Annotated in this window: 20 protein-coding genes; 10 read left to right on the plus strand and 10 right to left on the minus strand. The window is 70.3% G+C overall.

The features are described 5' to 3' along the window. Positions 1 to 10 precede the first annotated feature (10 nt). Genes OHV05_RS10110 through OHV05_RS10145 form a run of 8 tightly spaced genes read left to right on the plus strand, consistent with a single transcriptional unit; the run spans position 11 to position 5801 of the window. Positions 11 to 691 (plus strand): hypothetical protein, encoded by a 681-nt coding sequence (locus tag OHV05_RS10110; protein ID WP_405017380.1) that lies wholly within the window; start codon positions 11 to 13, stop codon positions 689 to 691. Further along, positions 688 to 906, plus strand: a complete 219-nt coding sequence (locus tag OHV05_RS10115; RefSeq protein WP_405017381.1) for a hypothetical protein — start codon at positions 688 to 690, stop codon at positions 904 to 906. The genes OHV05_RS10110 and OHV05_RS10115 overlap by 4 nt, the downstream gene beginning before the upstream one ends. Beyond that, positions 900 to 3242, plus strand: a complete 2343-nt coding sequence (locus tag OHV05_RS10120; RefSeq protein WP_405017382.1) for a DUF3987 domain-containing protein — start codon at positions 900 to 902, stop codon at positions 3240 to 3242. The genes OHV05_RS10115 and OHV05_RS10120 overlap by 7 nt, the downstream gene beginning before the upstream one ends. After that, entirely contained in the window at positions 3239 to 3748 is a 510-nt protein-coding gene (locus OHV05_RS10125; RefSeq protein ID WP_405017383.1) for a hypothetical protein, read from the plus strand. The genes OHV05_RS10120 and OHV05_RS10125 overlap by 4 nt, the downstream gene beginning before the upstream one ends. 6 nt (positions 3749 to 3754) lie before the next feature. After that, positions 3755 to 4165 (plus strand): hypothetical protein, encoded by a 411-nt coding sequence (locus OHV05_RS10130; protein ID WP_405017384.1) that lies wholly within the window; start codon positions 3755 to 3757, stop codon positions 4163 to 4165. Then, entirely contained in the window at positions 4165 to 4875 is a 711-nt protein-coding gene (locus OHV05_RS10135) for a hypothetical protein (protein WP_405017385.1), read from the plus strand. The genes OHV05_RS10130 and OHV05_RS10135 overlap by 1 nt, the downstream gene beginning before the upstream one ends. A gap of 39 nt (positions 4876 to 4914) precedes the next feature. Beyond that, positions 4915 to 5574: a hypothetical protein gene (locus OHV05_RS10140; protein ID WP_405017386.1), complete on the plus strand. Its 660-nt coding sequence runs from the start codon at positions 4915 to 4917 to the stop codon at positions 5572 to 5574. Beyond that, positions 5571 to 5801: a hypothetical protein gene (locus OHV05_RS10145; RefSeq protein ID WP_405017387.1), complete on the plus strand. Its 231-nt coding sequence runs from the start codon at positions 5571 to 5573 to the stop codon at positions 5799 to 5801. The genes OHV05_RS10140 and OHV05_RS10145 overlap by 4 nt, the downstream gene beginning before the upstream one ends. Before the next feature lie 172 nt (positions 5802 to 5973). Here the strand turns inward: OHV05_RS10145 and OHV05_RS10150 are convergent, their stop codons facing one another. The 3 genes from OHV05_RS10150 to OHV05_RS10160 form a co-directional block, all read right to left on the minus strand. After that, positions 5974 to 6561 (minus strand): hypothetical protein, encoded by a 588-nt coding sequence (locus OHV05_RS10150; protein ID WP_405017388.1) that lies wholly within the window; start codon positions 6559 to 6561, stop codon positions 5974 to 5976. A 171-nt stretch (positions 6562 to 6732) separates the two neighbouring features. Beyond that, positions 6733 to 7293, minus strand: a complete 561-nt coding sequence (locus OHV05_RS10155; protein WP_405017389.1) for a class IV adenylate cyclase — start codon at positions 7291 to 7293, stop codon at positions 6733 to 6735. Between the two features lie 14 nt (positions 7294 to 7307). Next, positions 7308 to 8141 carry a helix-turn-helix domain-containing protein gene (locus OHV05_RS10160; protein ID WP_405017390.1) on the minus strand — a complete coding sequence of 278 codons (834 nt, stop codon included), beginning with the start codon at positions 8139 to 8141 and terminating at the stop codon, positions 7308 to 7310. Positions 8142 to 8284: 143 nt separating this feature from the next. Between OHV05_RS10160 and OHV05_RS10165 the strand changes: the two genes are divergently transcribed. Next, positions 8285 to 8578, plus strand: a complete 294-nt coding sequence (locus tag OHV05_RS10165; protein WP_405017391.1) for a hypothetical protein — start codon at positions 8285 to 8287, stop codon at positions 8576 to 8578. Between the two features lie 70 nt (positions 8579 to 8648). Here the strand turns inward: OHV05_RS10165 and OHV05_RS10170 are convergent, their stop codons facing one another. The 7 genes from OHV05_RS10170 to OHV05_RS10200 all read right to left on the minus strand — a co-directional run bounded on the left by OHV05_RS10170 (position 8649) and on the right by OHV05_RS10200 (position 13457). Next, complete coding sequence (locus OHV05_RS10170) at positions 8649 to 8831, minus strand: hypothetical protein (protein ID WP_405017392.1); 183 nt, start codon at positions 8829 to 8831, stop codon at positions 8649 to 8651. A 128-nt stretch (positions 8832 to 8959) separates the two neighbouring features. Beyond that, a complete protein-coding gene (traB, locus tag OHV05_RS10175) occupies positions 8960 to 11008 on the minus strand; it encodes a plasmid transfer protein TraB (RefSeq protein WP_405017393.1) in 2049 nt (682 codons plus the stop codon). A 14-nt stretch (positions 11009 to 11022) separates the two neighbouring features. Next, positions 11023 to 11661, minus strand: a complete 639-nt coding sequence (traA, locus tag OHV05_RS10180; protein ID WP_405017394.1) for a plasmid transfer protein TraA — start codon at positions 11659 to 11661, stop codon at positions 11023 to 11025. Continuing rightward, entirely contained in the window at positions 11613 to 11903 is a 291-nt protein-coding gene (locus OHV05_RS10185; RefSeq protein WP_405017395.1) for a SpdD protein, read from the minus strand. Before OHV05_RS10185 ends, traA begins: the two co-directional genes overlap by 49 nt. Further along, the gene (locus tag OHV05_RS10190) at positions 11900 to 12778 is read right to left on the minus strand and encodes a hypothetical protein (protein ID WP_405017396.1); all 879 of its coding nucleotides are present in this window, start codon (positions 12776 to 12778) and stop codon (positions 11900 to 11902) included. Before OHV05_RS10190 ends, OHV05_RS10185 begins: the two co-directional genes overlap by 4 nt. Then, entirely contained in the window at positions 12775 to 13158 is a 384-nt protein-coding gene (locus OHV05_RS10195) for a DUF6907 domain-containing protein (RefSeq protein WP_405017397.1), read from the minus strand. Before OHV05_RS10195 ends, OHV05_RS10190 begins: the two co-directional genes overlap by 4 nt. After that, entirely contained in the window at positions 13155 to 13457 is a 303-nt protein-coding gene (locus tag OHV05_RS10200; RefSeq protein WP_405017398.1) for a hypothetical protein, read from the minus strand. The genes OHV05_RS10195 and OHV05_RS10200 overlap by 4 nt, the downstream gene beginning before the upstream one ends. 373 nt (positions 13458 to 13830) lie before the next feature. Here OHV05_RS10200 and OHV05_RS10205 point away from each other — a divergent pair, with 373 nt between their 5' ends. Beyond that, the gene (locus OHV05_RS10205; RefSeq protein ID WP_405017399.1) at positions 13831 to 14574 is read left to right on the plus strand and encodes a hypothetical protein; all 744 of its coding nucleotides are present in this window, start codon (positions 13831 to 13833) and stop codon (positions 14572 to 14574) included. Positions 14575 to 14587: the final 13 nt, after the last annotated feature.

Genomic DNA, 14587 nt, shown 5'->3' on the forward strand with positions numbered 1-14587 from the left:
GGAGAACGCTGTGACCAACAGTAAGGGCTCCCTGCCCAAGACCACCACCCCGACCGACCTGGTCGTCCCGTTCGGCAGTGACCACCTGTGGCACGACGCCGACCGACGCACCAAGTACCCGCACCTGGACCAGGCCGCCGCGCTCACCCTCGCGCTCCCCGCCGCCCCCGGCGGTGAGTACACCCGCGAGCAGCTCAGCGGTGGTGACTGCGCCACGTGCGGCACTGACAACGGCTCCGACATCGAGATGCGCGCGCACTCGATCACCCTCAGCGGCCACGTGCTCCGTGTCTGCCCGCTGGCGTGCCCGCCGGCCGCCGAACGGCTGCCCGCCGGGGTAGCCCGCGCCGAGCAGGCCATCCGGGCCGCGCTGACTGCGGCTGGCGACCCTCGCAGCACCGCCCGCAAGCTGCTGCTCGCCGTCGCCGAGATCGCCGAGGACGTCGACCCGTTCTGCGACCAGTCGGACTGGTCGAACCGCGAGCGCGCCTCGAACTCCTTCTACGCGGCGGCGGACGCCCTGATCGACGAGACCGTCCAGCGCCACGTCGAAGGCGGCCAGGCCGACGGGCTCACCCCCGCACACGCCGCGAGCGACATCCAGGCCGGACTGCTCTCCGCCGTACACCTGGCCATAGCCCGGTACACCCGCCCCGAGCTGTTCGCCGCTCCGGGCGAGGAATGCTCGTGACCGTTCGTCCCACCTCGAAGGCCCCCGCCGTCGTGGCGGGGGCCCTCGGGCCCGCACCGTACGGACTCACCCGCACCGAAGTGCGCGCCGAGCTCCGCCGGCTGACGGCCGCTGGATTCCAACTCTGGGAACTCCGAAGGCTGTTCGGTCACCCCCGCCAGTGGCAGACCCCCTCCCCCACTACGAACAGCGAGAAGGAGGTGGCCGCATGGTGAACGCCCTCGACCGTGTGCGCGACTCCCTCACGGGCCACGGTTGCCGCAGCGACCAAACGGGCCGCTCCTGGCAGTGCCCTGCGCATGAGGACCGCGCACCGTCTCTGTCGGTCGGCCGCGGCAGCAAGGGCGCCGACGTCGTCCTGCACTGCCACGCCGGATGCCCCACCGAGGACGTCGTCAGCGCCCTCGGCCTCACCCTCGCCGACCTCTTCGACGAACCCCGAGAGAACAGGAATGACCGCCCCGTGAAGGTCGCGGAGTACCCCTACTGCGACGAGAGCGGCGAACTGCTGTACACCGTCGTCCGCTACTCGCCGAAGACGTTCCGCCAGCGCGCCGCCAACGGCACCCCGAGCATCAAGGGCATCCGGCGCGTCCCCTACCGGCTGCCCGCCATCCTCGCCGAGGCCGCGGCTGGCGGCCTGATCCTGATCGTTGAGGGCGAGAAGGACGTCGAGAGCCTCACCGCGGTCGGTGTCGTGGCGACCTGCAATTCGGGAGGCGCCGGAAAGTGGACGGACGACCACACCAGGCACCTGCGCGGAGCGGGCGAGGTGGTCGTCGTCGCCGACCGGGACGGCCCCGGCCGAGCACACGCTGCCCAGATCGCCGAGTCTCTGCGGCGCGCCAGGATCACACACCGGACCGTCGAGCCTGCCGCAGGCAAAGACGTCTCCGACCACCTCGCCGCAGGGCTCGGCTTCGCGGATCTGGTCCCCGCGGCAAGCACAGCCCCCCTCAAAAACGATTCCAGCAATTCCACCGAACCGCCCGACGACCTCTGGGAGGGGTTCGCTGGAATTACTGGAACCGAAAATGAGGGGGGCTATGCATCCTGGGACGACCCCCTGCCCGTCCCGACCTTCCGGGTGCCGACCTTCCCCACCGATGCGCTCGGCGAGCTCGCCCCGTGGGTCAAGGCCCAGTCCGCCTCACTCAACGTCTCAGAAGACCTGGTCGCCCTGTCCGCTCTCGGTGCGATCTCCGCCGCCGTCGGCGGCCGCCGTCGCGTCCACGTGAAGGAGGGGTGGTCCGACGAGAACGTCTGCCTCTACCTGCTCGGCCTCGCGGGTTCCTCGGCCCGCAAGACCCCGGCGCTCGACGCGGCCTCGGCCCCGATCCGGGAGCGCGCCGGCGAACTGCGAGAGGACATGCGCGCCGAGGTCGAGCAGAACGAGCAGATGATCCGCATCACCGAGGCCGAGATGCTGGCTGTCGAGCGCCTGGTGTCGCAGGGCAAGAAGGACAAGGTCGACGCTCACGCCGTCCTTGACGATCTCCGGACTCTGCGCGAGAAGTCCGGCCTGCCCAAGCCGCTCGCCGGTGACGTCACTCTCGAAGCCCTCGGCAAGCTCATGGGTTCCAACGGCGGCCGAATGGCGATCATGGAGTCGGAGGCCGGGTTCTTCAAGGCCTGCGCCGGCCAGTACGGCAACGGCAAGGCCGACATCAGCCTGATCCTCAAGGCTTACACCGGCACCAGCCACGACATCGACCGCGTCATGCGGGGCAACACCTGGATGCCGCACACCGCGCTGACGATCGTCCTGATCATCCAGCCCGGGATGGTCGAGCACATGGAGAAGGAGAATCCCGAGTTCAAGTCGAGCGGCTTCCTGAACCGGTTCCTGCCAGCGCTCCCAGCCCCCATGCCGCCCGGCACGTTCGACACCCCCGCCGTCGCGGCCGAGATCCGAGACGACTACGACCGCCGCATCCGGCGGATCTTCGACCGGATCTGGACCGCCGAGAACATCGGCACCATGCACCTGACGGCTGACGCCCGGAAGCGGTTCGCCGACTTCTACAACGAGGTCGAACAGCGCAAGGCCGAGAGCGGGGACCTGCACGACCTTGCCGAGTGGGCTGGCAAGCTGTGCGGCCAGATCATCCGGCTCGCTGCGGTCCTCGCCCTGTACGACGACCACGGGACGGCCGAGATCGGCGACGACACCATGCGTCGCGCCCTCGACCTCGCGCCCTACTTCATCGACCACGCCCGCGCCGTGTTCGCCCTGATGAGCCGCGACGGTGACGCCGGTCGCAAGCTGCTGCGCGACATCCTCGACCGCCTCCGCAACCTGGCTGACAACGCCGGCTTGGTGACGGAGCGAAAGGTACGGGAGAGCTTCAAGGGCCGTCACGGCGTCGATGCCGAAGTCATCCAGGAGGCGCTGCGAAACCTCGAAGACCTCGGGTGGATTGCCGAGGTACCCGCACCCCCGCGCAGGGCTGGCCAGCGGGGCGCCAAGCCCTCACCGAAATACGACCTGCACCCCCGCATCCTGGCTGGCGCCGTCGTGCCGCAGCCCCGACCGAAGGAGACCCGGTGAACAGCTACACCCACTCACTCACGTGGCGTACCAAGGCGGTTCGCCGGGTTGCCGACGCTCTCGCCGACCGCACGTCGTTCGTCATCACGATCCCGCCGGGCACCGCCCAGGCCCTCGCGTCCAGCTTGGCGCAGATGTTCCCCTGGACCGCTTACCTCGACAACGGCACCGGCGAAGTCCTGGCCACCAGCGACGCTGGATCCCTGGAGATGACCGACCTGTTCTTCCCCGTCAGCGGCGTTCTCCTGGTCCCCAAGACGGTGCCTGCGTCCGCGCTCTCGCGGGTTGTCGGCCAGACCGTCCCCGCCGATGGCAGCCAGGACATCATCGTGCTCATCGACCGGGACGGCGGGTCCACCGTGTGGCCTTGGTTGTTCATCGAGGCGCTCGCCCTGGTCGACCCCGACGCGGCCGCTCAGATTAAGGCCGAGACCCGAGTTGACGAGGCGACCGGGAGCCTCGCCGCCGGGATGGAACGGGTCCGCCGCGCCTCGCAGTCGAGCTGAACGCCCATGCCCGACACCAGACCGCACCCCGCCGTCCTCACGGCCGGCGGGGTGTTCCTCCCCGCCGAGGTCTGCCACCCCCTGTGGCTCGCCCTGCGGGCCCAGCTCGACCGGCATCGCGGCAGCGGCGGGCAGGTCCGGCCCGAAGTCGCTGACGCCCTAGCCGCGTTGAGGGCCGCTGCCCTGAACTACGCCACGTCCCCGGACGGACACGCCGGACGGACACCGGCGGACATCGACGCACCATCAACTCGACAGCTGGTCACCACCAGCCAGCTCGCCACCCGACTCGGCGTCACCGAACGCCACGCACGCCGTCTCGCCGCATCAGCCCAGCTCGCCCCCGCAGCGCGCAACCTCTGGCACCCCGACGACGCCGACCACCTCGCCGCACTGAGACGACAGGAGCACCACTGATGGCACCCCAGCCCCTCCCTCACCCCAACGACGACCCCGCCTTCGCCAAGGCCCGGCAGTCCGTCCAGGCCTACACGGCCGCCGCTGCCAGCATCCGCGGCGACTTCAACATCACCGACGTGGCCAAGGCCGAAGGGATCACCACGATCCATGGCGAGCACGTCAAGCAGGTACAGGCCGCCTTCGACGACCTCACCCGGCGCCGCCGCACCCGCCTGGAGTACCTGGAGACCCTCGTTCCCGTCGGGCCGGGAATCCCCGAGGGCACCAGCCCCGCCGACAAGGCAGTCCTCATGACCGCCTTCCGCAACGCCTACGCCGCCGCCCAGGACGCCCGCACCCCGGCCGACCGGCAGACCCTGCTCGCCCAGGCAGAGCGCTTCGACGACGACGCCATGCGCCGCGCCGTCCTCACCGTCGTCATCGAGAACAGCGAGACCGACACGCTCCGCACCTGGACCGACCAGCACCTCACCACCGGCGGCTACCTCGCTGAGGTCATCGAGCTGCGCGAAGCCCTCGCCGGCCGAGGTCAGATCCACCTCTGGAATGCCCAGACCTTCCGACCCGCGCCTCGGCCGCAGGAGGCCGCCGAGCTCCCCGGTCTCATCGCCGCCCGCGCCGCCGCCCAACGCGCTGCCATCCGCAACCCCAACGTCAAGGCCGGCCGGATCCTGCCGCGAGGCATCACCGAGACGCGCATCGCGTAACCAACTGAGCCACACCCCAACATCCACAGGAGAACCCTCATGACCACGACCATCAACCCGAAGGACCAGGCGACCGCCGCGGCCAAGCAGGCCGAGCAGGAATTCCTCGCTGCACAGCGGCTCGTGACCGAATTGGAGGAGCGCGTCCTCGGCGGCGAGGACAGCATCACCCACGCCGACCTCACGACGGCCCGCAGCGAGGCCCAGCACTCGGCTCTCAAGGCCGAGGCCGCGCGCCGTGCCGCCGCCCTGGCCGAGGACACCAGCCGCCTCGCGGCCTGCGAGGAACTCCGAGCCGAGATCGAAGCCAGCGCCGCCGTCACCGGCGAACGCCTGGTCACCCTGCTCCGCTCCGCAGAGCAGGCCGTGCGCGCCTTCATCGAGGCCACCGACGAGCGCAACACCCAAGTCAAGGGCTGGGCCCGCCAGATGAAGACCCTGGGCGTCCCGAAGGACGACAGCGCAATGCCGCATGCGAAGGATGGCCGACTGGTCGCACGGTCCTTCGGCACCCTGCACGCAGGAACCCGCACCGTCGAACTCATCAACGCCAACCGGTGGCTGGCTCTCGCTCTCTCCAACGTCCGACCGCAGGACACCATGACCGCCCCGTACATCACCCAGCCGAACGGCGGCACCAAGTCTCTGGACGAGGTCTACGCGCTGCTCGCCCGCGTGGACGGGAGCATCACGGCATGACCGTTCAGCTCAGCGAGTCCGAGGTGAAGGGCATGACGCCCGAGCAGATCGACGAGGCTCACCGCAAGGGCCAGCTGCGCGACTACCTCAGTGGATCAACCACGGCCCCGGTGCCGGCCGAGGGCCAGCTCGGCGACCAGCATCTTGCGGGCATGAGCCCCGAGGAGATCGACGCCGCGCACGTTGCCGGGCGCCTCGACCAGCTGCTCGGCATCCACCGGACCTAACGCCACGACGGCCATCACCGAGGGTGATGGCCGTCGCCGTAGGGGTGGGGGGTGACCCCCAAACCCGCAGGTCACCAGGACCGCCGGGGAGGCATCTCGCCGTCTGTACGGGTCTGGAGTTTCTCCAGGAGCCCCCTGCGGTGACCGTTCGTGACGGCAATCGGTCCTCTCGTCAGGTGCTGACAGTCCGGCGTTCTGCCTCGGGAATGACGTCGTCACGCATCCAATCGAGGAACTGGTGGAGAGCCGGAAGTAGTTCTTGCCCGTCGCACTGGCCGCCCGAGAACATCCACCTACGACTGTAGGTCGGAGTGTCCTGTGCTCCGCTCTCCGCTTCGGCTTCTGCCGTCATCCTGACTTCGCGCGTCTCCACGACGCGCCCGTCCTGGCTAACCTCCACTTGCGTCGCATCACTGATCCGTACCGTCGGGTTGTAGGCAGTCCCGGTTGCCACCGCAGTGGTCACGTTGACCTCGTGCTTGATGTGCACCCGGTCCTCCAGGCGCTTGAACGTGAGGTCCCTCACCTCCTTGATGCACCGGTACAGCGGATTGGCAGCGGTCTGATCCCACCAAGTGGCGAAGCTGTGCTCGCGATTCCCTTTGGACTCCGAGTCGATCACTGAGCCGACATTACGGATCATGGCAATGGCGCTGATGAACGCGTCGAGGAAGACCTCGTGCTCCCCTTCGGTCTCCTCGAGGATTTCCAGCTGCGCATACGCGAGTCTCAGCGCCCTACGACTCTTCATCAACTCCACGTGGAGCTCCCATTCACTCACTTCCCGATTGGTTGACCGCCATCTCCATGGGAGCCCCGGCTGGTGATGTGCGCACCTTCTACGCGTAGATCGTCACGCCTTGCCACTCTCGTGCCGCAATGGATGCGCCCGGCTGCCTTGGCGGCCGGGCGCATTGGCAGGTCTGGCTACTCAGCGCACGGCGGCCACGGCATCGGTGTACAGCTCGGTCGTCAGATCACTCTCGCTGACCCCAAGGGAAACGAGCAGTGACCGGACCACGGTGAGCGCGGCCGGCAGGTCCTCCTCGGCCTTCGCGAGGGTCTCCAGTTCGATGAAGGTCGCGTCGAGCTCAGGTACCCGCACGAGGGTGGCGAGCAGCTCACGGCCATCATGCTGGAAAGCGTAGTTGCGGCATCGCTTCTCGAACGCGATCCGCGGCACGTACCCGAGACCGCGCACGATCTCGTGCGCGGCAGCGGCGTCCTCGACTCGGGTCTCGTGCTCGGGCTTCGAGCCTGACGCCTCGTCTACGCGCGCGCCCTTGTACGTCAGGACGGTGCGGGTGTCGTCCGCGCTGTGCATGGTGCGGATTCTCAGTTCGCGGTCGCCGCCCATGAGCTGGCCGGCCGGGTCGTCGTAGTAGGTGTCCTGGTAGACCTGCGGGCGGCCGGGGCCGTAGGCAGCCTCCAGCCGCGCCATGACGTCCTCGGGGTCCTGCACGACCGCCTTCAACTCGGCCTCGATCGCCACTTCGCTTCCCTTCGTCAGATGACGCGCTGTCCGTCCTCGACCATGGCATCAAACATCCTGCGGAACCCCCGGTACAAGGGGCCCGCCGGAGTCGCCAAGATCTTGTACGTGGCCGATTCGTGCCCCTCCCAGTCGGCATCGAACGCGCTGACGTACAGCGTCGTGTCCAGCCTGATGACCCGCCAGACCGGGAGAGCCCAGTACCGGTAGACCCGGACATCGCCCTCCGCCGCCAGCTCCCGAAGCCGTGCCTCGGCGAGATGGACACCCCCGGCGAGGGACTCCGTGGACTCGCCGATCTCAACGGCGCGGCGGGCGAGGGCGGGCGAGTCGGGGTCGAGGATCAGCACTCGAAGGCGCGGTGGGTCGTCGCCGTCGCGGTCCAGGTGCGGCCGTAGCAGGGAGTCGCGCAGGGCGAGAAGCCCGAGGCCTCGGACGGCCAGGACGTCGAGCTCGTGTGCCGAGCGGGCGGCCCGCTGGATCTCGGCGGCGGCGCCAGCCTGGTCGGAGTAGACGCGCACGATCTCGGGGAAGGCCGCGAGGTCGAAGGCAGCGCCCCCCGGCCTGTTCTCGCGCTGGGGTGCCAGGCCGAGCAGGCGCCGGGCGTCGTCGGGCATACCGAGGCCGTCGGCGATCCGCTCGAACACGTCGAGGCGGCTCACCTCCCGGCGCCGGTTGATCAGTTCATTTACGCGGCCCTGGGTCATGCCGGTGGCGACGGCGATGCGGGCCTGGCTGGCTCCGCTGTGGTGCTGGACGTAGCGGAACAGGCTGCCCATGTCACGTGCCCTGAGAGCGTTGCGGATCTCGGTGTTCTGCCAGGAGAGGTCAGACAGAGCGATGGGCATGAGCGAGGTTCCCACGACTCCCCCTTGAGGCCAGGATCTATCTCACCGTGAGATTACCGGTCCGGTATCGCCCCTGACTGCCTGTGACCCGAATCTGAGAGGGTGGATTGCCGTCCACGATCAGGAACCCGTGGAGGTGGACCATGTTCGCAACGTCGTTGCAGCGGCCAGTGACGGTGGAGATCGAGGACGTCACCCAGCCTGCGACGTTCAACGGTCTGGCGGACGCGGTCGCGGCCGTGTGGAACTCGCTGCGCGCCCTGCCTCTCGGGCACCTCCAGTACGACGCCTACAGGGACTTCTTTGGAGAGGGGGCAGTCGAGCGCGTGTCCAAGTTCCTCGACCGCGACGGCGAACTCCTGCTCAGCTTCGCGATGGCGGGCCGCTCTCACTTCGTGCTGATCCGTCCGGCAAGCGCCTCGGCACGAAGGCGGTGAACGGCCCAGTTGGGCGGAACAGGAGAAGCCCCGCCGACAGTCGGCGGGGCTTCATCGCGTGGTCCCTGGGTCAGCCGGCGCACGTCCAGCCGTAGCCGTCATGCCGGATCTGGAACCCGGGGCCGTCGATGCGGCCAGAAGTCCGGCCGGCGCCAAGCGCGTCGATGCGGTCCAGGAGGGCCGTTACCTCGGCGGCCAGGCTGGCGGCCTCGGCTTCGATCCGGCGGAGGTCTTCGGGGCGTCCGGTGAACATTGAATCTCCCTTGTTGAGTGACTGTCAGGGCCCGGTGTCAGACGTACCGTCAGGGGGTGCCAGCGGCCGCCTGACACCCCGTCCGCCTAGGAGTTCGGGTGTCAGCGCTTGGCTGACGCCAGGGCCTGTCAGGCGCTGGCCAAGGCGGGAACGATCCGGTATCGGCCGGCCTTCCCCGTGGGGGCGAGTCGGCCGTCCTCGACCATGCGGCGGAACTCGCCGGACACCCACGGGCGGGAGCGGCCCAGGGTCACCGCCTGGTCCATGACGTCCTTGGGGCCGATCACCATCACTCCCCCGGCCTCGAAGCCGTTGACGATGGACTCCATCGCGGCGCGGGCCTCCTCCGGGGTGAGGTCCGGCGCGGTGGACTCGGGGGCGAAGGTGAGCGTGCCCAACGCCTCGGGCACCGGCGCCAGTTCGGCGTTCGGGTCCACGTCGGCATCTTCGCCATCCAGCCTGGACACCTCGGTGGGCTCGGCACCCTCGTACACGCTGCCTCCGTCGGCCTGGTCGTCGTTGCCAGCCAGGGACTGGCCGCTTGTGCGTCCGGTGTAGGCCCGGCCAGCCACCGCGGCGGCGGCCTTCGCGGTCACCGGGTCCACCTTGGCGCCGTTGCGCTCCGCCCAGGCGGCGAGCTGCTCCATGACCCTGGCGGCGCGGCCGGTGAACTGCCACGTGCGGCCCGGGGACGGGTAGCGCGACTCGTTGACGCCGGGGCTGACCAGGTAGCAGTACCCAGGCCGCCGGTTGCCCCACGCACCCGGGTGGGCACCCGCGTCCAGGACGGCCGGCGGCAGCGCGAACCCTTCGTCGCGGTTGTCCACACCGAAGGTCAGCACGGACGGCAGGCTCGCCCGGGTCGAGGTGCTGATCTGGTCGTGGCTCGGCCGCTGCAGCGAGATCACCAGGGCGATACCCGCCGACCGGGCTTCCTGGGCCGCGCCGGTGAAGGCGTCGTCCCCCATGAAGCGCAGGGTGTTCGCGGCCTCCTCGAACCAGGCGACCAAGAACGGCAGTCCGGGGCATCCGCACGCCCGGCCCTTCTGGCAGGAGTACGCCGGGTCGGTCTGCGGCCCGGCGGCCTGTGCCGTCCACTGCCGGTAGCCGTGCTGGCCAAGCCACCGGGTCCGGGCGGGGATGACCGCCTGCACGGCGGTCACCATGGCCTCGGTGGCGGCGCCGCCCTCGACCGACCAGTCCAGGCCCGGCCGGAGCGGACCGAAGTCCTGGAACGCCTTCGGGTCGGATAGCCAGATCATGACGTCGCGTCGGCTCATGATCTCGGTGAGGACGTTCAGCGCGCCGTCGCCCTTCCCCGACCCGGACACCCCGCAGATCATCAGGTGCGTGCTGTTGCGGCCCGCCTCCGCATCGCCGGGCAGCCACAGCTGCAGCGGTGAGCCGTCGTCGTAGCGGCCCACCACCAGCGGTTCGGTGATCGAGCCGCCGATGTTGGACGGCATGCCCCACTCGGCCACCTCGGCGAGCATGTCCCGGGGCACGACGACGAGTTCGCCCTGGCGGGCGCTGTCCGGGCTCGGCAGGTAGCGCACTGCGGTGGGGGCGACGTCCAGGGCGGAGGCGATGTTGGGCAGCGCCCGGGTGACGTCGTCGTTGGTCAGCTCACCGGCCGGGAGGGTGAGTTGGGCGGTGACTCGGTTCGGCTCGACCTCGGCTCGGCGGATCTTCGCCCCCGCCAGCTTGACCTTCTCCAGCAGCGAACCGTCCACATCGGCCGCGGCCTGGACGGCGTCCGGGTTGCGGCGCATCACCTGCCGCACGTTCCACGACAGGGCCAGCACCGCCCCGCCGAGCCAGTACGTCCCGAACGTCAGCTCGCCCCAGCCGCCCAGCGCCACACCGGTGAACCAGCCGGAGGCCGCGGCCACGGTGACGGCCGAGTGCAGCCGGCGCTGTGCCCCGCTGGACTTCGCCGCCCACCAGGTCGCCCCGGTCAGTGCGACCGAGCCCAGGGTGAGGCCGACGCCGTACCCGGCCGAGCCGTGCGCCGGGATCCACGCCAGCGTCCCGGTCACGCCGGTGGTGCCGGCCATCACCCACGGCGGGGCGTAGGGCTTGGCCCGGTTGAGCATCCAGGCGGCCACGCCCTTGCCGGAGCTGGCACCCTCGAGGCTGTCGCGGTGCTCGGCCTCGGGGTTGATGTTCTTCACCATGACCTGATCTCCTCTCAGAACTGGAACGGCCGCTGCTGGCGCTGCGGGCGGGGGGTCATCACGTCGGCGTACTCACGCTGGAACGCGGCCCACGCGGCGGCCGACAGCTTCGCGGCGTCGGCCAGGGCGTCGGCGGCCTTCGACATCTTGCGGGCCACCGACCGGGCCCGGAACTTCGCCTGGAACACGTTGTCGCCGGGCACGCTGGGGGCCTGCTCCAGCGCGGCCTTGAGGATCTCGGCGCCGACCTCGACCTCGATCGCGGCGTAGGCGGCGAACGCCCGAGCGCCTCGCAGTACGACCGCACGTCGGCGGCCGAGTAGAACGCGGGCTCCGGCAGGGCGAACTGGCTGGTGCGGTTCACCCCCTGCCCCGGGTTGGCGGCCGCCCCGGTGCCGGCCGTCGTGGTCTTGCTCGCGTTGATGTTGACGTTCAGGCCGGGCGAGAACGTGGTGCCGCTCCCGAAACCGTTCCGGCCACTGCCAGCCGCGTTCTGCGGCGGGATGTTGGTGCTGCTCACGATGGTGTGTCCTCTCACTGCGGTCCGGGACTGCCCCGGCTCCCCACCCCCGCCCGACGCTCGCCGGGCGAGGACGGGCAGCCGTCAGTTCTTCCGGATGTCGCGGATGATCCAGCGGCACACCAGCGCGCACACCGCGATGGCGACGGCGGCAAGGCCGAGGGCGACCAGCAGCGCGGTGACGGTCATCAGGACCGGCACCAGGAGTGCGACCGCACCCGCGCCGGCCGCGACGTACCCGCCGATCGGCCGGGCGGGTACAGGCGCCGGAGGCTGCGGGTACACCGGGTACACGGGCGGGTACGCCAGCCGCTGGACCGGGTACATGGCGTGCCCGTGGTCCTGACCGCAGGTGCAGGAGTGGTCGGCGTTCATGCCCGCACCCCGCTCTCGAGGTCACGCCGCAGGGCGTCCTGTACTCGCTGCGCGCGGGCCTGCCCGATGGCGAGTACAGACCTGATGTCCCTGATCGGGGGCACCTTGCCGTCCGTAAGCCGGTCGGCGAACTCCGCGCGGGCCCGGGCGGCCAGGTCGTCCTCGGTCTCCTCCGTACCCGCCTCCCACGCGTCCTCGGGTACGTACTCGGCATCGACCCGCGACCGGGTACGCGGCTCCTCGGCAGCCAGTTCCCGGGCGCGAGTCGGCAGCGGCATGAAGTCCAGGCGCACCCGCTCCGGCGCGGCCATGTGCCCGCCGGGTACAGGCTTCGGGTACGCCATGGCGGCGATGGGGTACGCGCCGCTGGGGTCAGCGGCGCCGAGGGTGGCGGACGGCCCTGCCTGAACGGCGCCCTCGAGGCTGGTCGTCAGGTCCCCGGGGGATCCAACGGACTCAGGTCCTTCCGGGACCTCTGGTGGGGTCGGTCCAGCCGACCCCACCGCCGGGTACTCGGGGGCATTTTCCCGACTCCGGGAAAATGGCTGGTCAGAGGCTTCGGGGGCGAGGGCGTGCACCCGCCACAGCACCAGCGGGGCGATCGCGGACACCGCCACGACCAGCCACGGCGACACCGTGAGCATCCCGCCGTGCAGCAGGTGCGCTGCCGAGTTGGTCGCCACCATCGCCAGGACCGCCGCCAGCACCTCGCGGCCGGCGCGCAGGGCGCGGATCGCGTACGCGTCAATGGCCACAGGCAGGGCGCCAGCCACGATCGGGTGATAGCCGCACGCGGTGGCGAGGGCCCACTCGCCCTGGGCGGTCACGGCGATGCTGGCGGCCATGGCGAGCCAGCCAAGAATGTCGCGCTTCACCGGCCAGCCTCCGCACTGTGGAGAGAGGCCAGCTCGTAGGCCAGCACCCGAAGGCGGCCGGCCTCGACGACCAACTGCGCGGCCAGCAGACGCAGGGCGGTCTCGTCACGGAAGCGCTGGTAGTCGCCGCCGATGTTGGCCGCCACGTTCACACGGCGGCTCTCCGGGCGCTCCGCGTACGGGGCCTGGGTGAGCATGGCGTGCAGCAGCTCGACCGGGCCGCGCTCGGTGTCCACGGTCAGCACGGTCTTGGCGCTGGTGTGCTCGAGGTCGACCAGGTGCAGGCCGTCCTCGTGCAGGCCCGCGCACCAGGACGGCTCCGAGATGACGATGGGGCCGTGGTCGAAGGTGTGCACCGTCACGGTGCGTTCGGCGCTCACAGGGCGCCGCCCTGCAGCTCGGTGTACGTGCCGACCCGGGCGGCCAGGTGGACGCTGCAGGGTCCGGCGGTCAGCCGGTACGAGGCGTGAGCGCCGACCAGGCGGGGGCCTTCGGCGTCCCACTGGCCGATGCGACGCTCGAGGCGGGCGGCCAGTTGATAGGCCGCGGCGAGCAGGACGTCGACCGGGTCGTCCACGTTCAGGCCCATGCTGGACATGAGCAGATGGAGCGGACCGGTGGCCGCGTAGTCGGGCAGGCGGCGCCGTGCGGGCGCGGCGGGAGTAGGGTCGTGCGTCAAGGTCAGGCTCCCTCGGATTAGGGGCCCCGGCTCAGGCGCCGTCCGGTGGTGACACCCCGGACGGCGCTGTCTCGTTCGCAGTACACATTCCGTACACACGAGGCCGAGATCAGCCGGGATAGTTCGGGATAACGCGGGATACGTTTTCCCAGGTCAACCGGCCTTTGAGAGCGTTTCTGCAGGTCAGAAATCGATACCGAACACACGCGGCCTGCGTTCGCCACGCGGGTGCGGTACACGACAGGCGTCGTAGCTCCGGCTACGGCGCCTGTCGGCGTCTGTCCGGGGGTGACCTCACCCTCTGCCACCTTGCGTTCACCGATAGGGTTCGCTCCGACGTGGCCAGCACGCATCCCGGTTGGGGGCTCATCAGATGTCGCACCAGCGGCCGGCACCGACGGACACCGGTCCGGCGTTCCCCGGCGTCCCCACGCCACCCACTCCGCTGCCGTACGGGCCGCCGCCCCGGGCCGCCGCCCGGTCCCGCCGCCGGCCCCTGCTGTGGGGGGTGCTGAGCGCGCTGCTGACCTCGGCGATCTGGGCCGTCGCGGTGCTGACCGTGCCGGGCGTGGTGACCCTGCCGGACGGGCCCGCCCCCGAGATCGGCGACTACCGGGTGGTCGACGACCTCTGCGCCACCGCCCGGCTGAGCCGCTTCACCCAGCTCTACCCCGCGCAGTCCGGCACGCCGTACCACTACTCGACCCGGCACGCGGCGCTGGACGACATGTACTGCAGCAAGTACCTGAAGAAGAGCGCCGGGGAGACCGAGTACTCCTCGCTCTACATGCAGGCCCAGCTGCACCGGAAGGTGAACCCGCGGGCCGAGTTCGACGCCCAGCAGTCCGGGCTGCGGCAGCGGAAGTACCTGATCACCGACGTGCCCGAGCTGGGCGACCAGGCGTACGTCGGGTACCTGGACGACCGGAGCAGCTCGGACCGGACCTGGCACTACCTCACCCAGGTGCTGTACGTCCGGGACGGCGGGCTGACGTACTACCTGAGCTGGTCCGGCTCGTACCAGGAGGGCAAGGGCGTCGCTCCCGACCGGGAGACCGTCCGGCAGGCGCTGCTGATGGACAGCCGGGACGTGCTCCGCGCGCTGGCCGGGCTCTGACGCCCCGTCCGGC

The organism is Kitasatospora sp. NBC_00070 (assembly GCF_045041205.1).
Taxonomy (GTDB): Bacteria; Actinomycetota; Actinomycetes; order Streptomycetales; family Streptomycetaceae; genus Kitasatospora.